This is a genomic window from Nonomuraea sp. NPDC049607, assembly GCF_040675375.1.
GTDB lineage: Bacteria > Actinomycetota > Actinomycetes > Streptosporangiales > Streptosporangiaceae > Nonomuraea.
On sequence record NZ_JBFAOV010000019.1, the window covers coordinates 22,724 to 45,542 of the forward strand.

The window sequence follows — 22,819 nt, forward strand, 5'->3', positions numbered from 1 at the left end:
GACGGCTCAGCGGTTCCGCAGGACGACGTCGGGCGCGCGGACGGCCCCGAGCACCCGGGTGATGATCGTGTCGGCGTCCACGTCGTCGGCCAGGGCCTCGTACGACAGCACCAGACGGTGACGCAGCACGTCGAGGGCCAGTTCGGACAGGTCGTCCGGCAGGACGTAGTCGCGGCCGCGCAGGAAGGCCAGCGCGCGGGCACCCGTCACGAGCGCGATGGACGCGCGCGGGCTGGCCCCGTACGTGACGTACCGTTCCAGCTCGCCCAGCCCGGCCGTGCCCGGCGAACGGGTCACGGCGACCAGGCGTACGGCGTAGTCGACGATCGACGGATCGACGTACACCTGCCGGGCGCGGGCCCGCATCTCCATCAGCTCGGCGGTCGTGACCGTCGGCTGCGGTGGGTCCGGTGGGCGCAGCGCGCGTTCGACGATCGCCTGTTCCTCGTTCTGGGCGGGGTAGCCGACGACCACCTTCATCATGAACCGGTCGACCTGCGCCTCCGGGAGCGGGTAGGTGCCCTCCGACTCGATCGGGTTCTCCGTGGCCATGACCAGGAACGGCTCCGGCACCTGGAACGTCTCCCGGCCGATCGTCACCTGGTGCTCCTGCATCACCTCCAGCAGGGCGCTCTGCACCTTGGCGGGGGCGCGGTTGATCTCGTCGGCGAGCAGGAGGTTGGTGAACACCGGGCCGAGCTCCGTCCTGAACTCGCCGGAGTGCTGGTGGTAGACCCGCGTGCCCACGAGGTCGGCGGGGACCAGGTCGGGGGTGAACTGGACGCGCTGGAAACCGCCCGTGATCGCCGCCGCCAGGGACCGGACCGCCAAGGTCTTGGCCAGGCCCGGTACGCCTTCCACCAGCAGGTGACCGTCGGCGATCAGGGCCACGGCCATGCGTTCGAGCAGGACGTCCTGGCCGACGATGGTGCGCTTGACCTCGAACAGGACCTGTTCGAGCGGATGAGACGGGGGTGGGGTCATGGTGTCCCTTCTCTCGACGCTACGCGCAAGGTGGGTCAGATCTGTGGTCCGTCGCCCGGCGGTCCGTCGCCTTCGTCGCCGCCCAGGGCCACGCCGATCGGCACCGCGAACGCGATGCCCGCGAACGCGTCGTCGCCCCCGGGGTCGGCGATCGAGACGACGATCCCGACGACCAGTCCGCGGGCGTCCAGAAGCGGCCCGCCGGAGCTCCCCGGGTTGACGGAGGCGTCGAACTGGATCAGCCCGTTCAGGCCGCCGTCCTCGGCGGTCCCGCCGGTGGTCCGGTCGAGGCCCGACACCACGCCGGTGGAGACGCTGTAGGTCAGGCCGAGCGGATTGCCGATCGCCACGACCGGCGCCCCGACGTCCACGGCGCCGCCGAGCGTCGCCGGCACGACGATCTCCGGCAGCTTCGCCGGCTTGAGCACGGCGACGTCCCGCTTGGGGTTCGCCGCGGCCACGACGGCCTTCGCCCTGGTCCCGTCGGCGAACGTGAGATCGACGTTCTTCGAGCCCTTGACCACGTGATGCGCCGTCAGGACCGTCCCGTCCTCGGCCGCGATCACCCCCGTGCCGAACGACTTCCCCGCCCGGACGACCACCACCGACGGCCCGACCTTCCGGAAGACGTCCGGCACCGCGGGCGTCGCGCTGGGCGTCGGCGTCACGCCGGGCCTTCCTCCGGCGCTCTCCCTGCCACCACCGCCGCCGCCCAGCCAGTACGCCAGCACCGCCACGACCAGCACCCCGCCCCCGACGACGACCCGCCGAGCGGCCACGGCTCTCCCGGTTCCCCGAGCCTCGGCCGCACCGCCCTCCTGCGGCACGCACTCCATGCCCCCATACTCATGAATCGCACCGAAAACCGCTATAAAGAAGGACTCGTAAATGACCAACACATTTGCCCGGCCCCGCCGCGGTCTCATCACGGCGATCGTCTCCACCGTGGCGGTGGCAGCCATTTCGGCTGCCACAATTCACGTTCTGTCCGGGCCGAAAAGTGGCGGAAAGCCGGGCGCACCCGTCCTCTCGGCTCCGGAACCCGTGGAGAAGGTGTGGCCCGGAGCAGTGCACGTGTTACCGGCCGAATTACCCGACGGCAGAAAGGTCCGGCCACGCCTGATGCTGGACGCCACCAGGCTCCTCCTGACCGCCGCGGCGGGATCGGGAAAGCCCGGCGGCCTCTACGCCTACGACGTGAACACCGCCAAGGCGACCAGGCTCGCCGCCCTCCCCCGCCCCTCCGGCACCACCCTCTTCCCCGACGGCTTCACCGCGGGCCAGGGCCGGATCGCCTGGTGGACGGCGCGCGGGGACGGCGACAGGAGAACCGCCGACCTGTGGACCGTCCCGGCGGACGGCGGCGAACCGCGCCGGCTCACCTCGGCTCCGCTGCCCCCGGCCTCCCCCGCCGGCCGCGTCACGGGCATGGTCACGGGCATGGTCACGGGCATGGTCACGGGCATGGTCACGGGCATGGTCACGGGCATGGTCACGGGCATCGCCGTCACCCCGGACCGCCTCGCCTGGTCGACCGGCGACGACGGCGTCTTCACCGTGGGCCTCGAAGGCGGCCGGCCGCGGCGCGTCGAAGGCACGCGTGGTCAGCACATCCTGAGCTGGCCCTGGATCGGCTCACCCGGGACGTTCGGCGACACCGAGACCCCCTTCCGGTCCGTCACGAACGTCGAGACCGGCGAGAAGCACACCCGGAACGACGTCATGGCCTGCGGCGTCACGATCTGCGTGACCCGCCCGGACCGGACGTCCATCGCCCACGTCCAGGACCGGGACGGGCGAGGACGACGCGACGTGGACGTGTCAGGGGTCGGGCCGCAACCATTACAGCAGGACCGATTTCTCACCGCCCAGCTGCCCGACCGCGCACTGGTCCACGACCTGCGATCAGGCGTCACCGCCGAGCTGCGGGACATCGACCCGCAGGTCCGCTTCAGGGCGCCGGCGGGCAGCGGCCTCGCGGTCTTCCGCCGCGGCGGCGACTTCGTGGTCGTCGACCTCACCGCCGTCCGGTGACGGGTGCCCGACATCGACCGCTTGCGGACACCACAGGACCGGTCGGTCCCGGCCGGGCCCGTCGCGCCGGCCGCCGCCACGGACGCCTCCTGCACGTGCACCAGCGGCTCCCGCATTCACATCTCCGACCTGATCGGGTACGTCATCGTCGCGAGCGGCACCTACGGCACGATCACCATCCCGTCCGGCAGCTACTTCTGCCAGACGGTGACGCACAGCCCGTCGATCGACCACGTCAACGGTCAACGCTGCTGACCTCCCCACCCGCACCGGAGGCGGTCACGAGCGTGCGGAGGGTCATCGGCTCGGCCAGGACGAGGGCCAGCACCTGTGCCGCATGGCGGTGATGCGGGGTGGCGAGGTGTTCCAGCCGCGCCCGCGCACTGGCCCACTCCTCGATCACCACCATGCTCGCAGGATGGTTGGGGTCGGCGTAGGCGCGGTAGGCCAGGCAGCCGGGCTCGTCCAGGGACGGTTCGATCATCGCTTCGAGGGCGGTCCGCAGCCGGTCCTCCTGTCCGGGCGCGGCCAGGCACTGGGCCACGACGACGAGCGACATCTCCCGTGCCCTCCTCACGCCTGGGGACGGGCCGGCGTGCTGGCCTGGAACCACCTCGCGGCGGCGCTGATCACCGACTTCGGCGTGCTGCCGCCCCGGCAGCGCAACCTGGCCCGCCTGGTGTTCCTGGACGAGGGCATGCGCGACCTGTACGCCGACTGGCCCGCCAAGGCCGCCGACGTGGTCGCCTACCTGCGCCTCGACGCGGGCCGCCACCCCGGGGACCCGCGGACGGCGGCCCTGGTGGAGGAGCTGTCCGCGGCCTGCCCGGAGTTCCGCGAGCTCTGGGCCGAACACCGGCTCAAGGACAAGACCCACGGACGTTACGTCTACCAGCACCCGGTGGTCGGCAGGCTCGACCTCGGCTTCGAGACCCTCCGCCTTCCCGACGACCCCGACCAGGCGTTGATCGCCCACACCGCCGAGGAAGGCTCCCCCACCCAGACCGCCCTCCGCCTCCTGTCCACCTGGACCCGCCCCGCCTTCCTCGACGTCGCCAGGCCGGGAACCTCCGGGGAGGACGGGGCGTTGGCCGGGTAACCCTGAAGTGACGTCTTCTGCGAGGTCACTGCGATGCCGAACATCACCGGGAATCCACCTCTTCGTCTCGCCGCGTCCGAGCGGCCGCCGTCCGAGCTGCCCGGCGGGCCCACGATCGTGTTGTTGCACGGGCTGGGGTGCGAGCGGGGGCAGTTCGTCCGGCAGTGGCAGGGGCTCAGGCCGGAGCTGGGGTTGCTGGGGCTCGATCTTCCCGGGCACGGCGGGTCGCCCGGGCTGGCGGGCGGCGCGTACTCGGTCGGGGCCATGGCGGAGGCCGTCGCGGGTGAGCTGCGCGCGCGGGGGCTGAGCGGGGTCGTCCTGGCCGGTCACAGCGCCGGGGGCCTGATCGCGGCGATGATCGCCGCGACCCGGCCCGAGCTCGTCTCCGGCGTCGTGGTGCTGGACAGCAACTTCGCGGTCACCGCCGCCGACAGGCGGGCGAACGCGGCCCGGGCGCGCGAGTCCGAGGCGGGCGACTGGCGCGGCCACTACCTGGCCACCATGAGCGACGCCTGGGGGCCCGACGGCGGCCACGACGGGCGCGCGGAGGTCTTCCGGGCGCTGGAACGCACCCCCGAGCAGGTCGTACGGCCCCTGTGGCACGACATCCTGCGGTACGACCCCACGGACCTGTGCAGGCGCTGCCCGGTGCCGATGCTCTACGTACGTAGCCGCCGGGACACCGACCTCGCGGTCCTGCGCTCGCTGAACCCGCTGATCTCCGTGGTGGACCTCCGACCGCGCTGCCTGGGGCACTGGCCGCAACTCCAGTGTCCGGACGTGGTCAACGACGTGATCCACGCTTTCGTGGCCGAGCTGACCGAGGAGGCCTGATGGACGTCTCAGTGCTGATCAATGTCGGGGCCGTGATCGTCTCCATCTCGGCGGTGGTGGCCTCCTCGCGCATCGCGCGCAACCAGTTCAGGGCGCAGCGGCACGGCAACCACGTCGAACCGCTGATCGACCTGCTCAAGGAGTTCCGGTCGCTGGAGTTCCACCGCAGCTACGCCTTCATCCGCGACGAGCTGCCCAAACTCCCCAGCGACAAGGGCATCTCGGGCCTGGACGACGACGTGCAGCGCAAGATCTACGACATCGGCTACTTCTTCCAGCTCTACGCGATCCTGGCCCACCTCGACATCATCGACAAGCAGTTCGTGAGCTCCCTGCTGCACCGCCGGTACGTCGAGATGTGGCACGCGCTCGGGCCGTTCGTGCGCCGGGAACGCGAGCTCCAGAGCCTGCCCGAGGGGACGATACTCAACATCTTCGAGCACTTCGCCGCCGACCTCGCCGCGCGCCCGCCGGCGACCATGCGGACCCTGCTCACCCAGGGACGGGCCCGCGCACGCTAGGAGTCGCCCCTCTCCAGCAGGCGGTCGAGCCTGATGGCCAGGTCGAGGGTCTCGCAGCGCAGGAGGTCGAGCCGGCGGCGGATCTTCGACCGGACCGCCTGGAAGTGTTCGTCGGTCTGCCCGTGGAGGCCGAGCAGCTCGTCGGTCAGGGCCGTCACGTCCTGGCCCACCTCGCTCCGGGTCTCGGCGAGGTCGGCCCTCATCTCGGCGAAGGCGAGCACCGCCTCCGAACAGTCGGCCTCGGCGCACAGCGTCGCCTCCAGCGCCTGGACGCGAAGCTTGATGTCCAGGATCTCCGCCTCTACATCCACTTACTCCTACCTTCACCGGTAGTAGGTAGGGAACCGGCCCGGTGGAGGAGGGCGGCCGGGTCCCACTTGCTGTAAGCACATGGTGGCAACCCGTGTATACCCGACACGACGGCCGGGAAGCAACGGGTGCGGGGGTCCCGGAGGGGCTCAGCCTGGCGCCGCGACGGCCTCAGGCTGAGCCTGGAGCGGAGCCGGTCAGGATCCGATCGGGCCTGCGTCGAACGCCGACGCGCCCTGCGGGCAGCCGGGAACCGGGCCCTTGCAGCAGCGCGACCGGTCGGCGGTGAAATGGTCGTTCATGTGGCGTCGGAGGGCTGCCAGCTCGTCGCCGAGGGCGGCGAAGTCCTGTCGCATCTCCGTCCGGATGTCGGCGATGTCGGCCTGCATCCGCGTGATGCCGGTCGTGGTCGCCGTGAGGTCGCCGGTGGGCCTGCCTGCCTTGAGCTTCCGCAGGCGCAACAGCAACCTGAGGATCTGCGTTTCTAGGTCCACACATTCCTGCCTTTGCGCAGCTTGGAAGGGGCCCGCACCGGACGGGCGGGCGGGAGCCCCGGGGATGAGAAAACGGTGACACACTGCTCGGCCACATGGGGATGATCACGATTTCGCCGGGTGGAGTTCCATTACACCGGCGCCCACGTTTCTTTTCTGCCAGCGGATATTGGCCACCGAAAGTGACGGACCGAAACAGGTCCAGCCCGGAGGAACGCGGCTAGAGACGGCGCACCGCCCGCACGGGCACACCGCCACCGCCCGCACGAACACACCGCCCCGCCCGCACGGGCGCACCGCCACCGCCCGCATGGGCACACCGCCCTGCCCGCACGGGCGCACCGCCCCGCCCGCACGGGTGCGCCCGCCGACCCTCTCCCGTATGCCTACCAGGAGCCGACATATCCCCATAAAACGCGACTCCTCCGCTCAGCGGCCTCCCACTAGCCCATCCTCCGGAAAAATCTTCTGGCGCATTTCACGGCAAATCCGCAGATCAGGGACCGACAACAATGCGAATTTCCCTACACGCCCACCCTGGATCAAGCATCCTGAGCATGTCATCACGCTCCCCCACACCCCCCGTTTTAAGGAGCCTCCGTGACCCGGTTCGCCGTCGACCACACCCGCCACGCGCTCATCGCCACATGGGGTACGGGGATCGGCGACATCGCCACCACCGTGGCGGAAGAAGTGCCATCGAGCCCGGACACCCTCCGCCTGGCCACCAGCCTCACGGAGCTGTCCCACGCCTGCTGGCGCTGCTACACCCATCCGTCCAGCGCCGCCGACCAGCACGGCCCGAACAGCGTCGGCTGGCAGCGCCAGGCCGAGCGCGACGCGTTCGCCTCGGTCATCCCGGCCCTGCTGGCGCCCGTCCGGCCGGCCAACGGCGCGCTGACGCTCTACTCCACGCGGGTGGAGGAGGTCGCCCATCGCGTCGGCCGTACGCTGGCCACGATCAACCTCGCCCGGCTGTCCGGCCGTGTCGCCACCGACGTCACCGCGGAGCTGGCCGCCATCGAGAACGCCGAGCTCGGCGACCTGACCGCGCGCGCCCAGCAGGCCGTCATGCTCAGCCGGGAGGACGCCTCGCCCCTTCAGGTGGCCCAGGCCGACAGCCTGCTGCACCAGCATCCGTTCGGCACGGAGGCGCTGTTCACGAAGATCGACCCGACGGCGGCCGCGATCGCGGCGGCCCACTGGCTCTACGCCGCCGCGACCGTCAGCGCCCGCCACACCGGCCTGCACCCGATGCAGACGATCTCCGAGGTCGACAACATCAAGGCCCCCGCCCAGGAGAGCCTCACCGAGGTCATCTCCGCGATGAGCGGCGGCGGCTCGCCCCGGCACGCGGTCATGCCCATGATCCGCAACGCCCTGCACGTCGCCGAGGGCCACCTCTACGGCGTCACCGAGGCCAAGCACCGCATCGGCGTGGCCGAGGAGCTGATCGCCCAGGCCCGCACCGACCATCCCGAGCTCGGCCTCGGCCCCAGCACGGTCTACCTGCCCATCACCCCGCTCAACCCCGGCCGCCCGGCCCTCGACCTGCTGGAGAACCTCCTCTACGGCATCCGCAGCTGCTGGCTGACCTTCTCCCAGCACGCGGACACTGCGCCCGGCCGGGAGCCCAGCCGTACACGACGCCACCACCGCCACACGGAGGTGTTCTTCACCGAGGTGCGCAAGAGGGCGGCCTCGAACCGTTCGCGCCTGCTGTAGGCGGCGCGGCATTCGCGGCTGTGACCGCTGGCGGAAGAACAGGCGGACGGCTGAGGGGACACCTCCGGCCCGGACCGTGCGGATGTGTCAGCGACGGCCGTCGGGGCAGAAACGGGCCACTTGAAATGGGTAGGTTCCCGGACGGACCTCAGGGAGGGGGGCCGATGCGGCGCAGTGGCGGAGAGCTGATGCTGGGCGGCATGCTGTCCGCCAACCATCTGACCGCGATGGAGGAGCTGCCGCACATGGTCGCCCGGCACGCCGCGATGGCGGGCTTCTCCGACACCGTGGTCTACGTCACCGACCTGCAACAACAGCAGCTCATCCCGATCCCGCAGCAGCAGGACGTGTCCGGCGAGCCGCCGGCGGTCCTGCGGATCGACGGCACGCTCGCCGGTGTCGCCTTCCGCAACGCCGAGGTCGTCCGGGTGCCCGGCGGTGCGACCAGGCTGTGGCTGCCGCTCCTCGACGGCACCGAACGCATGGGCGTGCTCGGGGTGACGGTGCAGGAGGACGACGAGGTGGCCGAGTGGCGGGCCAAGCAGCTCGCGTCGCTGGTCGCGCTGCTGGTGATCAGCAAGCGCCCGCACAGCGACTCCTACTCGCGGCTGGTCCGCGCCCAGCCGATGACCCTGTCGGCCGAGGTGCTGCTGCCCCTGCTGCCGCCCGGGACGTTCGCCAACGACGAGGTGGTCGTCAGCGCCGTGCTGGAACCCGCGTACGAGGTGGGCGGCGACGCCTTCGACTACGCCATCGCCGGCGACACGCTGCACGTGTCGATCTTCGACTCGATGGGCCACGACACCTCCGCCGGGCTGACGGCCACCATCGCCGTCGGGGCGAGCCGGAACAGCCGGCGGCAGGGCGCCGATCTCGTCGGCACGGCCCAGGCGATCGACGCCGCCATCGCCGAGCAGTTCACCGGCCGCTTCACCACCGGCATCCTGGCCGAGCTCAACCTGCGCACCGGCTGGCTGACCTGGGTGAACCGGGGGCATCATCCGCCGCTCGTGGTCCGCGAGGGCCAGCAGGTCGCCACGCTGTCCGGCGAGCCCGACCCGCCGATGGGCTTCTCGCTGCAGCCGTGCACCGGGGAGCTTCAGTACCAGATCCAGCCCGGCGACCGGCTGCTGTTCTACACCGACGGGATCATCGAGGCGCAGAGCCCGGACGGCGAGCTGTTCGGGCTGGAGCGCTTCATCGACTTCATCCTCCGGCAGGAGGCCGACGGCCTGTCGGCCCCCGAGACGCTGCGCCGGCTGGTGCAGGCCATCCTGGAGCACCAGCACGGGCGGCTCCAGGACGACGCGACCGTGCTCATGGTGGAGTGGCGCAGCAGCAGGCACCAGCGGCTCATCATGTGAGGCCGTCAGGTGTCGCCGACGGCGACGAACCCGCTGTCGGGGCGGTAGTTGGGCGACTGGTGGCGGAAGTAGGTGTTGTAGACCTGGCAGTAGCGGCCGCCACGGGCCAGCAGCTCGGCGTGGCCGCCTTCCTCCACGATCTGCCCGTGGTCGAGCACGATGATCCGGTCGACGTGCTCGATCGTGGACAGCCGGTGGGCGATGACGATCGAGGTGCGGCCGGCCAGCACCACGTCGAGCCCCTCCTGGATCTGGGCCTCGGTCAGCGGGTCGACGCTGGCGGTGGCCTCGTCGAGGACGACGATCGCCGGGTCCTGGATGAGCAGGCGGGCCAGCGCGACGAGCTGCCGCTGGCCCATGGACAGGGCCCGGCCGTGCTCGCCCACGTCGGTGAGCAGGCCGTCGGGCAGGGCCTCGATCCAGTCGCCGCCGCCGACCGCGGCCGCCGCGGCCAGCACCTCGTCGTCGCCCGCCGTGGGCCGCGGGTAGCGGATGTTGTCGGCGACCGTGCCGCTGAACAGGAACGGCGCCTGCGGCACCGCGCCGATCTGCCGCCGGTAGGCGCCGAGGTCGAGTGAGCGGATGTCGTGGCCGTCGATCTGCAGGCGGCCTTCCTGGAACTCGTAGAACCTCGTGATCAGCTTGCTCAGCGTGGACTTCCCGGCGCCGGTGTGGCCGACCAGCGCGACGGTCTCGCCCGCCTCGATGACCAGGTCGAAGTTCCGCAGGACGGGGTGGGCCGCGTCGTAGCCGAAGGTGACGTCGTCGAACTCGATGCGCCCGGCCAGCCTGCCGGGGTCGGCCGAGCCCGTCTGCACGACCCGGGGCGGGGCGTCGATCAGGGCGAAGACCCGCTCGGAGGCCGACAGGCCCTGCTGGAACTGCGACCAGAAGGCGGCGATCGAGGTCAGCGGCATCCAGAAGAGCGAGACGCCTTGCAGGAACAGGTACCAGTCGCCCGCCGACAGGCCGTGGCCCAGCACCGACGTGCCGCCGAGCTGGACCAGCGCGACCGTCGCGAGCCCGGCCACGAGGAACAGCAGGGGGAAGATGGCCGAGAAGACGAAGCCCTGCCGCAGCGTCACCCGGTAGCTCTGCTCGTTGATGGGCCGGAACTCGTCGTAGACCTGCCGCTCCTGGCGGAAGTTCTTGGCGACGGCGATGCCGCCCATGGTCTCCTGGAGGTTGGCGTTGACCCGGCCCAGCGAGCGCTGGGCGCGGCGCGTGCTGGACCTGGCCAGCCGCCGGAACACCAGCGCGAGGCCCATCACGATCGGCGCCACCAGCAGGGTCAGCAACGCCAGCTCGACACTGCGCAGGAACAGCAGGACGGTGACGAAGCCCACCATCAGCACCTGGCTGATCAGGTCCATCGTCAGGGCGGAGACTGTGGCGAAGTCGTCGGTGTCGGAGGTGACGCGGCTGACGATGCGGCCCGAGGGGGTCTCGTCGTAGAACGACAGGTCGCGCTGGAGCACGGCGTCGAAGGCGTCCTCGCGCAGGCGGAGCACGACGTCGCCGGTCACCCGCGCGCTGTACCACTGGCGGACGAAGTTGAAGGCCCAGCTCAGCGCTCCGGCGAGCAGGATGCCGACGACGAGGAACGGGCCGACGTGGCCGATCGTGCCGTCCTGGATGGCGTCGACGCCCTGGCTGGCCAGCAGCGGCAGGACCGCCTGCGCCGCCGAGACCAGCACGATCATGGTCGCCACCAGGAGCATCGCGCCCAGCTTGGGGCGGAAGTAGGCGAGGATCCGGCGCATCAGGTCACGGTCGTCGTAGCTGCGGTCGTAGTCTTCGGCGTCGAGGCCGTCCATGATGAAGCCCATCAGTGGACCCTTTCCTGCTCGTCGAGCGCGCCCTCGCCGACCGGGACCTCGTCGTAGTGGGAGAAGATGCGGCGGTAGAGGGGGCTGCCGGCGATCAGCTCGTCGTGGGTGCCGAAGCCGGCCACCTCGCCGCGCCGCAGCAGCAGGATCTTGTCGGCCCAGCGGATCTGGGAGAGCCGGTGGGTGATCAGCAGGGTCGTGCGCCCTTCCTGGATGCGGCCGATGGCCTGCTGGATCCGGTCTTCCGTGGCGGAGTCGATGGCGCTGGTGGAGTCGTCGAGGACGAGGATCGCCGGGTCGGTCAGCAGCGCCCGCGCGATGGCCAGCCGCTGGCGCTGGCCGCCGGACAGCGTGAGGCCGCGCTCGCCGATGACGGTGTCGTAGCCGTCGTCGAGCTCGGCCACGAACTCGGCGGCCTGCGCGTCCTCCGCCGCCCTGACCACGGCCGCGCGGTCGGCCCGCTGGCCGAGGCCGAAGGCGATGTTCTCGGCCACGGACCGCGAGAACAGCACGATGTCCTGCTCGATGGTGGAGATCTGGGAGCGCAGCGAGTCGAGGTCCCACTCGCGGACGTCGACGCCGTCGACCAGGATGCGGCCCGAGGTGACGTCGTAGATGCGGGGCACCAGCTTCGTCAGCGTGCTCTTGCCCGCCCCGGTCTCGCCGACGATCGCCACCGTCTCGCCCGGCCGCACGGTGAACGACACCCCGCGCAGGACGGGCTCGCCCGAGCCGTAGCCGAACGTGACGTCGTCGAAGACGATCTCACCCTCGACGGACGCGGCGTGGCCGGCGGACGGCTGCGCCAGCTCGGTCTCGGCGTTGACGATGTCGAGGATGCGGCGCGAGGACACGATGCCGATCTGCACCAGCGAGAACGTGAAGATCGAGATCTGGGTCGGGAAGCCGAGCATGCCCATCAGCCCCATGAAGGCCACCAGGTCGCCGATCGTGATCGCGCCGGCGGCCTGGAGCTGGAGCCCGTGCCACAGCGCCCCGGCCATGGCGGCCGCGAACAGCAACGTGGGCAGGTAACGGGCCTGGACCAGGCCGTTGCGCACGAAGGAGTCGCGGTAGCGCCGGGCGTGGGCGCGGAAGCGCAGCCGCTCCTGCTCCTCCTGCGCGGTCACCTTGATCACCTCGATGCCGCGCACCGCCTGGCTCAGCCCGGCGTTGAGGTCGCCGAACTCGTCGCGCATGCGGGTGGCCACCGGGTTGAGCTGCCCCATGTAGTGGCGCAGCGCGAACGCGAACATGACCGCGAACACCACGGGCACCAGCAGCAGCCGGGGGTCGATCGCGGCGATGAAGAACAGGGGCACCAGGCCGGTGAGCCCGGAGTCGACGATCAGGTCGACCCCCGGGCTGATCATGATGGAGAGCTGGCGGATGTCGTTGGCCGCCCGCGCCATCAGGTCGCCCACCCGCTGCCGGTTGTGGAAGGTCTGGCTCTTGCCGAGCAGGCCGACGTAGAGCTCGTCGCGGGCGTCGCGCTCAAGCCGCTTGGCCAGGGTCTCGCTGCTCAGCCTGGCGACGAGGTCGAGCAGGCCGCGGGCCGACACCACCGCCAGCAGCGACAGGGCGACCAGGCCCAGCGCGGCGGCGGGCTCGCCCCGGCCGCCCAGCACCGCGTCGAAGGCCGCGCCGGTGAGCTGCGGGACCAGCGCGTTGAGCACCACCATCACCAGCGAACCGCCGAGGAAGCCGGTCAGGGGGAGCGGGTGGTGGCGCAGGTGGGACCAGAGCCAGCGGACCGGCCCCCGCCGGTTGTAGCGGGGGCCGCCTTCGACGGAGAACTCCGAACTGCCGGTGGTCACGGTGAAACCCCTTGGCCGAGGGCGGGTGAACGTCGGACCGTTTGTATCACCGGCCACCGACAGAATCCCACGCGTTTTCCGGCCACCCGATGCAGGCAAAGAGCAGGCAACGTCACACAATGAAACAGTAACCTTACGCACCGTGGACTCTTTCCTCCATCAGGCGGACCTGCTGCCGCCAGTGACCCTCCAGCCACCGGTGCGCCTCCTCCCGGCCGACGACCTCGCGGCCGTGGTGCGGGCTACGCCGATCGTCCACGACCTGCTCCGACTCGCCTCCGCCGCCGGTGATCCTGGGGCGGCGCGGCCGGAGTCCGGGCGGTTGTGGAGCGTGGCGGAGGACAGCAGGCTCATCGACGTGCGCGACGGGGCCGCCACGGCCGGCCCGGCGGTCGAGACCCTGACCTCGGGGCCCGCCGACGACGTGCTGGACACGTGGGGCGACATCCTCTACTCGCTGTTCTCCCCCGAGGCCGACGCGGCGGCGCTCGACGCCGGCACGAGCACCCTGCTGATGCTGCTCAGCCACCGCGACGCCCTGCTGCTGACGGAGATCCCCGAGCTGACCGACGAGGCGGCCGACGAGCTGGCCTGGCTGCGGCTGATCCGGCGCGAGGGCTCGTCGGTGTCGCTGACCCCGCTCGGCACGTGGAGCGCGCTCGACCTGTTCAAGACCCTCATCGGCCAGGACATCCCGGTCCACGGCGGCACGGCCGGCGTCGACGCCCCCACGCTGCTGCGGGCGCTGCGCACGTACGACGACGAGGAGCGCGCCGAGGAGGTGCGCGTCTGGCTGGGCGGCCGGGATCCGGCGCGGGCCGCCGAGGAGATCGCCGGCGTCCTGCTCGACGTCAGCCCGCTGAGCCGGGCCGTCGGCCTGACCGTGCTGCTGGAGGACCTCGGCGGGCCGGGCCTGGAGATCGCCGCCGCGCTGCGCGAGGTGCCCCGGCTGGGGGCGCTCATCCGGGCACGCGAGAAGGAGGACCACGGCCTCCCGCCCGCCCCCGTGGACGTGGCCTGGGTGTACGCCGACATGACCGTGGCCGCCATGGAGATCGGCGGGCCCGCCGAGTCGGTGCTCCAGCTCTCCGGCAACCTCGACGTCGAGGACGTGCTGAGCATGCTCGGCATGATGACGTGCAGCGACCATCCCTACACCACCCCGATGCTGCGCTTCCTCATCGAGCACCATCCGGCGCCCCGGGTCGCCTCGGCCGCGCGCCTGACGTTGCAGCGCTGGCGCGGGGTGCACGTACGGCCGCCGGGTGAGCGCGGGCGTCTGCCCAGGAAGCCCCGCAAGCCGCGCAAGCAGGCGGGCGCACAGAAACGACGGCGGCGCTGACACGCCGGATGGGACGGGCAGACAGGTGCGGGGTCAGAGTTTGAGTGCGGCGCCGATGCGTTCGGCCCACTGCCATGGGGCGTCCGTGCCGCCGGGCAGGGCGTTGAAGTACTCCCAGCCGCTCACCCCGCCCATCCCCGGATGCCGGTACAGCAGCTCGGCGACGGTGGCGGCCAGGCGGTCGACCTCGACGTAGCCGCCGCCCGCGTTGTCGGGGCTGGTGACCGCGCCGGCCACCAGCTTGGCCGCCGGCACCTGCCCCTCGGCGAGCACGGCGTCGTAGTCGCACGGGTCGGCCAGGCTCCTCGGGCCGCCGTACATCGGCAGGTTGAGCCAGGCGAGATCAGCGCCCCGCTCGCGGAAGACCTGGTCGTGGTCGACGCCGGCGGACGGGGTGAGCGTGAGGAGGAAGGCGGGGCCGAAGTCGGCGCGCAGCCGGTCGAGGAGGCGTGCGAGGCCGGACGGTGACACGGGCTCGGTCAGGTGGAGGTCCGCGCCGTCGAGGCGGCGACGGGCGAGAAGGCGGCGCAGGGGCGGGTAGCAGGTCTCGAAGTCGTCGTCGAGCCGGGCGAGATCGTCGATCATGGCCAGGGCGCGTACGCCGTACACCTGGGCGACCTGCACGTCGTCCCACATCTGGGCCAGGTCCGGGGAGTCGGGCGAGGCGCCGTTGAGCCGGACGACGCCGTCCTCGCCGGTCCGTACGGTGGCGACGACCAGGTGGGTGAGGCCGGTACGCCGTTCGATCAGGGGCAGCGGGGAGACGTAGAGGCCGCAGTCGCAGTGGGTCCGGTAGTACATCACCAGGCGGGGTGTGTGCTGGGGCAATGCACGTCCTCCGTGAAGAATGAGGTGATACTTCACCATGTTCCGCACGATGGGTAAGATTAAAACTACGATCAGTTAATTTTACCCGGCACCGGCCTGGAGGCTGGTGATCAGCGGCCCGCCCGCGGCGGGCGCACCGGTTCCTTCGCGGCCGTGCCCAAGGGCAGCATGACCTCGACCCGCGTCCCGGCGTCCGGCCCGCTGTTGACGACGCAGATGCCGCCGAGCTCGGCCGCCCGTTCCCGCATCGAGCCGAGCCCCACCCCCGCGCTGTACGACGCGGGCAGCCCCCGGCCGTCGTCGGAGACCATCACGCGGAGCACCGAGTCCCGCTGGAGCACGATGCGGGCGCGGGAGGCCCTGGCGTGCCGCCGGATGTTGGTCAGCGCCTCCTGGACGATCCGGTAGACGGCCACCTCGACGGCGGCGGGCAGGTCGGCCATGCTCCCCTCGACCTCCACCTCGATCTCGGTGTCCGGGGACGACTGCCCGGCCAGCTCGCGGACCGCCCTGGCCAGGCCGAGGTCGTCGAGCGCGGGCGGGCGCAGGCCGTACACCAGCTCGCGGATGTCGTCGGTGACCGCGCCCATGCCGGCGTGCAGCTCGCGCAGCAGTTCGTCGGCGGCGTCGGGGGACTTCTTCAGGCTCATCCTGGCCATGTTGATGGTCATGGCCATGGCCGAGAGGGTCTGGCCGAGCCCGTCGTGCAGGTCGCGGCGCAGGCGGCGGCGCTCCTCCTCCCTGGCGGTCAGGATGCGTTCCCTGGACCGCTGGAGGTCGGCGGCCATGCGCACGGCGTGCGCCACGTCGGCGGCGTACGGGGTGAGCGTGGCGAGCACGCGCTCGTTGTGCGCCGCCGGGAATCGGCGCGGGCCGGGCGGCCCGACGAACAGGCGGCCGACGCGTTCACCGTGCCACACCAGCGGCACCTGGCGGGGCTCGGAGCCGACCCGGCCGCTCTCGACGTACCGCGGCTCGCCGTCGGCGACCTCCACGGCCACACCCTCGACCGCGAGCCCGTCGCGCAGCACGCTCACCACGGACGTCAGCGCCTTGGCCGGGTCGCCGCGCCGGACGGCCTGGGTCAGGCGTTCGGCCAGCACGGCGGGGTCGCCGACGCTGCCGTACAGCAGGCGGTCGACGGCGCGTTGCAGCACCCGCCGCAGCGGCTGGAAGAACGCGCCCGCGAACAGGGCGGCGGCGACGCCGGCGATCTCGTCGTAACCGGAGACCACGAGGCTGGACAGCGCGCCCGCGCCGAAGTAGACCGCGCTCACCACGGCCACCAGCCCGGCCGCGACGAAGGCCCGGCTGATCACCGTGTCGATGCCGTAGAGCCGGTAGCGGGTCACCGAGAACGCGACGGCGATCGGGATGAGCGCCGCCCACCCGACGCTCGTCCACAGGAACGCCGGCTCGAACGCGGCCGCGATCAGGAACACGACATAGCCCGCGAACGCGAACAGCGGCCACCCGATCTGCCGCCTGCCCACCGGGTCGGCCCGGCGCAGCCGGAGCGCCAGGGAGAGCGCCGTCAGCGCCATCGCGACGTAGATGCCGGTCCAGGCGACCGTGGAGACGGCCTCCAGGTACGGCCCGAGCGCGCGGATCTGGACCGGATTGGGGATGACGGCCGGGTACGGATAGCTCCCGGCCGGCGGGTCGGGCCGGAACACCGCGCGGGTCAGGTCGAGCCCGAGCGAGAACGCGCCCAGCAGCAGCACCCAGCGCCAGCGCGGCGAGGGCAGCCGTCCGTCGGGCGAGTAGAGCGGCAGCAGCATGGTGAGCGTCAGCCCGCACACCGCCCAGCCCACCTGCGCGGGGAAGCGCAGGAACCCGGCCGTGACCAGGTCGCCGTCGGCGGCCAGCCGGAACATCAGCGCGCTGGACAGGTCGCTGACGGCGGCCGCGAGCCCGCCCGCGACCATCAGCCAGGCCATGTTCAGCCGGGGCCGGTGGAAGATCAGGAACGCGCCGACCGCCGGGAAGGTCAGGGCGGCGGCCGTCTGGGGCGTGGCGGTCCGCAGCGGGATCCACGCCTCCGGCAGGTGGGCGAAGACGAGCAGCGCGGCGACCGTGAGGACCGGGGACGCCACCCCCATGACGACCGCCGCGATCCGCGCGAGCCTGGCGCCCCGACCTGCGGAGCCACGCCCGCGCTCGGTTCCGGGGCCGTCGGCGGGCCCGACCTCTTCGGCGATCTCGGTGAACCCGGTCATCTCATCACCGCCTTCCCCAACACTTGAACAGGATTATGGCCCTTTTACTGGGATAATCCGCCCGTTGTGTCCGGGCCGTTACCGTGCGACGCCCGCCCTGTCACCTCACGGGCCAGGACAGGCCTCAACCTACTCGACGTCGCCGCATGGTTTCCTGGACGCATGCCCGAACCTGATCTCCTGATCGACGGCGGCGACAAGATGTGCGTCCAACTGCTCATCGAGCTGCGCGGGCACGTGCTGCGCGCCGGTCCCGGCGCCGTGATCCACCTGATCGCCACCGACCCCGCCGCGCCCTACGACCTGCCCGCCTGGTGCCATCTGACCGGCCACGCCTATCTCGGGCCGGTGCCCGGCGCCGAGCGCCCGACGTACGCGCTGCGGGTCGCGGACGCCGCCAGGCAGACCGAGCCCACCCGTCCCTGGCACGCGGCCTAGCGACGGCGACGGGCGCGGACCCGTCAGCGGAAGGAGCGGCGGTAGGCGGCTGGGGTGGTGCGCAGGGCGGTGTGGAAGCGGCGCCGGAGGTTGACGGCCGAGGAGAGGCCGACGCGGGTGGCGATGGTCTCGACCGGCAGGTCGGTCTCCTCCAGCAGGGCCCGGGTGGCGGCCAGCCGGCGTTCCAGCAGCCAGCGGGCGGGCGGCACGCCGAGCTGGTCGGCGAACTGGCGGGTCAGCGTACGGGTCGAGACCCCCGAATAGGCGGCCATGTCCTCCACGCTGACCTGGTCGGGCAGCCGGCCGAGGAGCCATTCGAGCAGCGGGGCCAGGGAGTCCGGCATGGGCCCCGCCGTGGGCAGCGGCGGATACTGGCGCTGGCAGCCCTCGCGGTGCGGACCGGCGGCGAGCTGGCGGCCGATGCGCATGGCGTGGGCCGCGCCGTGGTCCTGGAGGACCTGGTGCAGGCAGAGGTCGAGGGTGGCGGCCGAGGCCCCGGCGGTGGCGACGTCGCCGTGGTCGACGTAGATGACGGTGTCGTCGGGGATGACGAGGGGGTGGCGGGCGGCCAGCTCGCCGGACAGCTCCCAGTGGACGGACGCGCGGCGGCCGTCCAGGAGGCCCAGGGCGGCGGGGATGAAGATCCCGGCGCAGACGGCGACGATCCGCGCGCCCCGGGCATGGGCTCGGGACACCGCGTCGAGCACGGCCGGCGAAGGGACGAGGGTCCAGCCCGCGACGATCACGGTGTCGGCGTCGTCGATGGCTTCGAGGTCGCTGTCCACCTGCATGGGGACGCCGAGCGTGGTGGGCAGCGAGCCGGGTTGCTCGGCGCACAGACGGAAGCTGTAGTGCTGGGGGATGTCGGAGCCCTGGTAGCCGAAGACCGCCGAGGCGGAGGTCACGGGATAGAGCTCCTGGTGCGGCGCGACCAGGGCGACCACGCGATGCGGGCTCGGCGGGGCCGGGGGCGTCTCCGGGCAGTCCAGGACCATGGCGCAAATGTACCCAATGATGTCATTTGGGACACCAGTGCTTTGAACTGGAAAAATCCAGAATTGGGCCTCATGTGGACGAGGAGTTTCGCCCTGTACTTCGGGGCCCGCACGATCTCGCTGCTCGGCGACGCGATGATGCCCGTGGCCTCGGCGCTGGCGATCGGCAAAGTCTACGGGATCGCCGGTGTCGGCTTCGTGCTCGCGCTGTGGACCGCGTCGGCCGTGCTGGTCATGTTGTTCGGCGGGGTGGTCGCCGACCGGATCGGGCCCCGGCGCCTGATGATCGGCGCGGACGTGGTCAGGATCGTCACCCAGGGCGTCGTGGCCGTCGCCTTCCTCGACGGCGCTCCGCCGTTCGTCCTGCTGCTGGCGATGGCGTGCCTGTCGGGCATGGCCGCCGGGGTGTTCGAGCCGTGCGTCAACGGCATGGTCCCGCTGGTCGCCGAGGATCCGCAGCGGGCCAACGCGACGCTGAAGATCGCCGAGGCGGTCACCCAGCTCGCCGGGCCCGCGCTGGCCGGGATCCTCATCGTGGCCACCGGGCCGGTCTTCGTCTACACCGTGGACGCCGCGACGTTCCTGGTCAGCGCGGTGTGCCTGCTGCTGGTCCGGGTCGCCGTGCCGAAGCCGGAGCCGTCCGACGTGCTGAGCGACCTGCGCCGGGGCTGGGAGGAGTTCAAGGCCAGGAACTGGATGTGGTCGGTCATCCTGGTCTGGGTGTTCTGGGGCGTCCTGGTGGTGGGGCCGTACGTGCCGCTGTCGTCCCAGGTCATCGGGGCCGACTACGGGTGGGTGATGGCGGCGCTCGGCCTCGGGACCGTGCTCGGCGGGCTGGTGGCGATCAGGCTGAGGCCGCGCAGGCCGCTGGCGGCGGGAGCGGTGGCGCTGATCGGGTACGTCCCCGTGCCGCTGTCGGTCGCGCTCGGGCTGCCGCTGCCGCTGCTGATGGCCGGGCACCTGATCGGGGGGTGCGCGATGGCGTTCTGGTCGGTGATGTGGTCGACCACCGTGCAGACGCAGGTCGCCCCCGACGTGATGAACCGGGTCAACGCCTACCAGGTGGCGGGGTCGGTCGCGGGCATGGCGGTCGGGCAGGCGCTGGCCGGCCCGGTCAGCGCGCTGGTCGAGCCGCGTGACTTCATGCTGGTGTCGGCCGTGGTGACGGTCGGCGTGGTGACGGCGCTGCTGGTGATCGGGCCGGTCCGGCGGCTCGGTCGGAGGTCGCCGCTCTCCGAGGGCGGGCCGGTCACGGTCGCGGCGTAGTTCGTCCACATGCGGGCGGCGGGCAGGTTCGAGGGTCGCGGCGTCGTCGCCCACGGCACGTGCCGCGGGCCGGGGCGTGCGGCTGGCAGACCGCCCGCCCCCGTCCGCGGCACGTGCCGTCCCCTCCTGTTCGCGGCACGCGACGTGGGAGCCGCCCCAGCGTCCCCCGCGCTCAGGACGACTCCACCAGGTAAGAGCGCAAAGGAGCCCGCATCAGTACATCCCCACCCGAAGTTTTTCTTGACAAATATTTTTGTCGGTGACATCGTGGGCCTCACGAAACGGAGGAACACCATGAGCAGCATGATCAACTCCACGGATGGCACTCCCATCGCGTACGAACGCGCAGGTCAGGGCCCGGCGGTCATCCTCGTGGACGGCGCACTCAGCTTCCGCGGCTCCAGCATCAACGGCGGCCTCGCCGAGGCGCTCGCCCCCGACTTCACGGTCTACACCTACGACCGGCGCGGCCGGGGCGAGAGCGGCGACACCACCCCGACCACCCCGCAGCGGGAATTCGAGGACCTGGCCGCGCTCGCCGAGGCGGCCGGCGGCCCGATCCGCCTGTACGGCACCTCGTCCGGCGCCGCGCTCGCCCTGGCCGCGGTCGCGAACGGCCTACCCGTCGAGCGCCTGGCCCTGTACGAGCCGCCGTTCATCGTCGACGGCACCCGGCCCTCGCTCGGCGACGACTACGTACGGCGGCTGGAGGCACTGGTGGCCGCCGACCGCCGGGCCGAGGCGGTCAAGCTGTTCATGCGCGAGGGCGTCGGCCTGCCGGGGTTCGTGGTGGCGATGATGCGGTTCATGCCCGCGTGGGCCAAGCTCAAGGCCGTGGCCCACACCCTGCCGTACGACACCGCGCTCGTCGCCCCCTACCAGCGGGGAGAGTCGTTGCCCGAGGAGGCGTGGGCGTCGGTGACCGTACCGACGCTCGTCGCCGACGGCGGGAAGAGCCCGCAGTGGATGCGCAACTCCGTCGGCGCGCTGGCGAAGGCGCTGCCCGCGGCCGACTACCGCACGCTCGACGGGCAGACCCACATCGTCAAGCCGGAGGCGCTGGCGCCGGTGCTCAAGGAGTTCTTCGCCTGAGGTCCACCGCCACGGGGGCCCGTCCGGGCTGGTTCGAGGGCTCGGTCAGGCGAAGGCGGTGGCGAGCCAGCGGGTCCAGGCGACCTCCAGGGCCGCGCCGTCCACCGGCGTGTACGCGTGGTGCTCCACCACCGCCATGCCCCGCCCCTGGACGAACATGTACAGACCGTCGTCCGTACGGACCGCCACGAAGGTGCCGGGGGCGGTCACCCACTCCACGACGCCCTGCTCCGGCGCCCGCCCCTCGATCGCGACCGTCACCTTCTCCCCCGCCGCCGGACGTCCGGCGAGGCCGAGGGCGGTCTCCAGCGCGGCCCAGAACTCCTCCTCGGACGCGCGCGGGGCGACCAGGAACAGGTTGTGGGTGGAGATCCGGCCGGGGAAGTGCCTGAGGTAGACGGCCAGCTTGTACAGGTACTGGAGGTCGCCGCGCTCAAGGTCGTCGTACTCGGACTCCCAGTCGTCGCCGAGGAAGCCGCTGTGGACGAAACGGAGCACCGTGCCGGCCGAACCGCGGCCTTCCAGCAGGTACTCGAAGGCCATGAACGTGCCGTCGGGGTTCTCCACGCCCCGGTAGGCCAGGCGTTCGCCCGGCTCCCAGGCGGTCACCACGGTCTCGGTGGGGACGTCGGCGCCGAAGGTCTGCGTGCCCCTGCCGCCCTCACGGGGTTCGAGCTCGGTACGGCCCATGAACCACGAGTCGATGCCGGGTCCCTCCGCGATGGCCCGCCAGACGACGTCCGGGGCTGCGTCCAGGGGGATCTCGTGGCGGATCTCGAACTCGTGCGGCATGACTGTCTCCCTGTCACGGCCTCGGGCAGTGCGGCCGAGGATCGCACCGACAATATCGCTTGTCAAGCCGACTCGTCTTGTCGGTAGTGCGTCTCGGGGAAACCTGGTCGTCCGGCGGGGGACGCCCTTGCGAGTGAGGGGCCTCCCTCTTGAGAGCGAGGCGCGGGATCGCCCGTCCCGGTGATCACATTCGGAGCGGAAAACCGCAGGATAAGTGCATCGCCCCACCCGCTGAGGAGAACCCCGATGAACACCCGAATCGCCTTCGTCGCCGCCCCGCTGCTCGTCCTGGCGTACGGCCTCATCCGAATCGCCGACGGCTTCGACGGAACCCGAGGGCCCGGACTGGCCTGGACAACCGGCCATCTCGCGTTTCTTGCCGCTCTCGGCCTGTTCATCGTGATATTTCGGGATATGTGGCGGATGCTGGACCGCAACCGCATCGCCACCACCAGCCTCGTGGTCGGCCTGGTGGGCATCGCGTGCGCGTCCGCGCAGTTCGTGATCGACATCGCCGTCGGGTTCATGTCCGCCGACCACGACGCGATGTCCCCGCTGTTCGACCAGGTCCAGGCGATCCCGGGAGTGTCCCTCGCGGTCTACCAGGTCGGGCCGATGCTGTTCTACATCGCCCAGCTCGCCCTGGTCATCCAGCTCGCCGCGCGCCGTCAGCTCAAGCTCTGGACGCCCGTCCTCGTCATGCTCGACTTCGCCATCCCGATCATCGAGAAGGACCTCATCCCGCTCGGCGCCCTGTGCATGCTGGTGTCGTTCTGGCCGCTGGCCCGGCGCCAGGTCCAGCCCGCCGCCCGGCACACGCTCGTCCATGCGTGAGGA

The 22,819-nt window shown here is 71.6% G+C and carries 23 protein-coding genes; 12 read left to right on the forward strand and 11 right to left on the reverse strand.

The window, feature by feature from the left end; all coding sequences use genetic code 11:
• Positions 1–6 precede the first annotated feature (6 nt).
• The gene (locus AB0J97_RS31270; protein ID WP_357696421.1) at positions 7–984 is read right to left on the reverse strand and encodes a MoxR family ATPase; all 978 of its coding nucleotides are present in this window, start codon (positions 982–984) and stop codon (positions 7–9) included.
• 35 nt (positions 985–1,019) lie between these two features.
• Positions 1,020–1,763: a trypsin-like peptidase domain-containing protein gene (locus AB0J97_RS31275; RefSeq protein ID WP_364095199.1), complete on the reverse strand. Its 744-nt coding sequence runs from the start codon at positions 1,761–1,763 to the stop codon at positions 1,020–1,022.
• Positions 1,764–2,106: 343 nt separating this feature from the next.
• Here AB0J97_RS31275 and AB0J97_RS31280 point away from each other — a divergent pair, with 343 nt between their 5' ends.
• Together AB0J97_RS31280 and AB0J97_RS31285 are read left to right on the forward strand one after the other, a co-directional pair.
• Positions 2,107–3,018: a hypothetical protein gene (locus tag AB0J97_RS31280; protein WP_364095202.1), complete on the forward strand. Its 912-nt coding sequence runs from the start codon at positions 2,107–2,109 to the stop codon at positions 3,016–3,018.
• A 21-nt stretch (positions 3,019–3,039) separates the two neighbouring features.
• Complete coding sequence (locus tag AB0J97_RS31285) at positions 3,040–3,273, forward strand: hypothetical protein (protein ID WP_364095205.1); 234 nt, start codon at positions 3,040–3,042, stop codon at positions 3,271–3,273.
• Here the strand turns inward: AB0J97_RS31285 and AB0J97_RS31290 are convergent.
• Positions 3,254–3,577, reverse strand: coding sequence for a putative quinol monooxygenase (locus tag AB0J97_RS31290; protein ID WP_364095208.1), 324 nt, complete (start codon positions 3,575–3,577; stop codon positions 3,254–3,256). The genes AB0J97_RS31285 and AB0J97_RS31290 overlap by 20 nt on opposite strands.
• Positions 3,578–3,613: 36 nt before the next feature.
• Here AB0J97_RS31290 and AB0J97_RS31295 point away from each other — a divergent pair, with 36 nt between their 5' ends.
• From AB0J97_RS31295 to AB0J97_RS31305, 3 genes are read left to right on the forward strand one after another with little or no spacing between them, the layout of a single operon-like run.
• The gene (locus tag AB0J97_RS31295; RefSeq protein WP_364095211.1) at positions 3,614–4,117 is read left to right on the forward strand and encodes a hypothetical protein; all 504 of its coding nucleotides are present in this window, start codon (positions 3,614–3,616) and stop codon (positions 4,115–4,117) included.
• Between the two features lie 33 nt (positions 4,118–4,150).
• On the forward strand, positions 4,151–4,951 hold the full coding sequence (locus AB0J97_RS31300; protein WP_364095214.1) for an alpha/beta hydrolase: 801 nt from the start codon (positions 4,151–4,153) through the stop codon (positions 4,949–4,951).
• Complete coding sequence (locus AB0J97_RS31305; protein ID WP_357696437.1) at positions 4,951–5,472, forward strand: hypothetical protein; 522 nt, start codon at positions 4,951–4,953, stop codon at positions 5,470–5,472. The genes AB0J97_RS31300 and AB0J97_RS31305 overlap by 1 nt, the downstream gene beginning before the upstream one ends.
• On the opposite strand, the gene AB0J97_RS31310 is transcribed toward AB0J97_RS31305, so the two are convergent.
• Entirely contained in the window at positions 5,469–5,783 is a 315-nt protein-coding gene (locus AB0J97_RS31310) for a hypothetical protein (RefSeq protein ID WP_357696438.1), read from the reverse strand. The genes AB0J97_RS31305 and AB0J97_RS31310 overlap by 4 nt on opposite strands.
• Positions 5,784–5,978: 195 nt before the next feature.
• Positions 5,979–6,275 (reverse strand): hypothetical protein, encoded by a 297-nt coding sequence (locus tag AB0J97_RS31315; RefSeq protein ID WP_357696440.1) that lies wholly within the window; start codon positions 6,273–6,275, stop codon positions 5,979–5,981.
• A gap of 600 nt (positions 6,276–6,875) precedes the next feature.
• Here AB0J97_RS31315 and AB0J97_RS31320 point away from each other — a divergent pair.
• On the forward strand, positions 6,876–8,000 hold the full coding sequence (locus AB0J97_RS31320) for a hypothetical protein (protein ID WP_357696442.1): 1,125 nt from the start codon (positions 6,876–6,878) through the stop codon (positions 7,998–8,000).
• 164 nt (positions 8,001–8,164) lie between these two features.
• Positions 8,165–9,364 (forward strand): PP2C family protein-serine/threonine phosphatase, encoded by a 1,200-nt coding sequence (locus AB0J97_RS31325; RefSeq protein WP_364095219.1) that lies wholly within the window; start codon positions 8,165–8,167, stop codon positions 9,362–9,364.
• A gap of 5 nt (positions 9,365–9,369) precedes the next feature.
• Here AB0J97_RS31325 and AB0J97_RS31330 read toward each other — a convergent pair whose 3' ends face one another.
• Together AB0J97_RS31330 and AB0J97_RS31335 are read right to left on the reverse strand one after the other, a co-directional pair.
• Positions 9,370–11,193, reverse strand: coding sequence for an ABC transporter ATP-binding protein (locus AB0J97_RS31330; protein WP_364095222.1), 1,824 nt, complete (start codon positions 11,191–11,193; stop codon positions 9,370–9,372).
• Positions 11,193–13,010, reverse strand: a complete 1,818-nt coding sequence (locus AB0J97_RS31335; protein WP_364095225.1) for an ABC transporter ATP-binding protein — start codon at positions 13,008–13,010, stop codon at positions 11,193–11,195. Before AB0J97_RS31335 ends, AB0J97_RS31330 begins: the two co-directional genes overlap by 1 nt.
• A 142-nt stretch (positions 13,011–13,152) precedes the next feature.
• On the opposite strand from AB0J97_RS31335, the gene AB0J97_RS31340 reads away from it, so the two are divergent.
• Positions 13,153–14,352: a hypothetical protein gene (locus AB0J97_RS31340; protein ID WP_357696452.1), complete on the forward strand. Its 1,200-nt coding sequence runs from the start codon at positions 13,153–13,155 to the stop codon at positions 14,350–14,352.
• A gap of 33 nt (positions 14,353–14,385) precedes the next feature.
• On the opposite strand, the gene AB0J97_RS31345 is transcribed toward AB0J97_RS31340, so the two are convergent.
• Together AB0J97_RS31345 and AB0J97_RS31350 are read right to left on the reverse strand one after the other, a co-directional pair.
• On the reverse strand, positions 14,386–15,180 hold the full coding sequence (locus AB0J97_RS31345) for a hypothetical protein (protein ID WP_364095229.1): 795 nt from the start codon (positions 15,178–15,180) through the stop codon (positions 14,386–14,388).
• Between the two features lie 110 nt (positions 15,181–15,290).
• The gene (locus AB0J97_RS31350) at positions 15,291–17,399 is read right to left on the reverse strand and encodes a histidine kinase (RefSeq protein ID WP_364095232.1); all 2,109 of its coding nucleotides are present in this window, start codon (positions 17,397–17,399) and stop codon (positions 15,291–15,293) included.
• Positions 17,400–17,561: 162 nt separating this feature from the next.
• Between AB0J97_RS31350 and AB0J97_RS31355 the strand changes: the two genes are divergently transcribed.
• Positions 17,562–17,837, forward strand: coding sequence for a sulfurtransferase TusA family protein (locus AB0J97_RS31355; RefSeq protein ID WP_357696458.1), 276 nt, complete (start codon positions 17,562–17,564; stop codon positions 17,835–17,837).
• 23 nt (positions 17,838–17,860) lie between these two features.
• Here AB0J97_RS31355 and AB0J97_RS31360 read toward each other — a convergent pair whose 3' ends face one another.
• Complete coding sequence (locus AB0J97_RS31360; RefSeq protein ID WP_364095236.1) at positions 17,861–18,832, reverse strand: helix-turn-helix domain-containing protein; 972 nt, start codon at positions 18,830–18,832, stop codon at positions 17,861–17,863.
• A gap of 72 nt (positions 18,833–18,904) precedes the next feature.
• Here AB0J97_RS31360 and AB0J97_RS31365 point away from each other — a divergent pair, with 72 nt between their 5' ends.
• Both AB0J97_RS31365 and AB0J97_RS31370 read left to right on the forward strand, forming a co-directional pair.
• On the forward strand, positions 18,905–20,098 hold the full coding sequence (locus AB0J97_RS31365) for an MFS transporter (protein WP_364095239.1): 1,194 nt from the start codon (positions 18,905–18,907) through the stop codon (positions 20,096–20,098).
• Positions 20,099–20,392: 294 nt separating this feature from the next.
• Positions 20,393–21,190: an alpha/beta hydrolase gene (locus AB0J97_RS31370; RefSeq protein ID WP_364095242.1), complete on the forward strand. Its 798-nt coding sequence runs from the start codon at positions 20,393–20,395 to the stop codon at positions 21,188–21,190.
• Positions 21,191–21,235: 45 nt separating this feature from the next.
• Here the strand turns inward: AB0J97_RS31370 and AB0J97_RS31375 are convergent, their stop codons facing one another.
• The gene (locus tag AB0J97_RS31375; RefSeq protein ID WP_364095245.1) at positions 21,236–21,982 is read right to left on the reverse strand and encodes an SRPBCC domain-containing protein; all 747 of its coding nucleotides are present in this window, start codon (positions 21,980–21,982) and stop codon (positions 21,236–21,238) included.
• Between the two features lie 246 nt (positions 21,983–22,228).
• Between AB0J97_RS31375 and AB0J97_RS31380 the strand changes: the two genes are divergently transcribed.
• Positions 22,229–22,816, forward strand: coding sequence for a hypothetical protein (locus AB0J97_RS31380; RefSeq protein WP_364095248.1), 588 nt, complete (start codon positions 22,229–22,231; stop codon positions 22,814–22,816).
• The last annotated feature ends 3 nt before the right edge of the window (positions 22,817–22,819 follow it).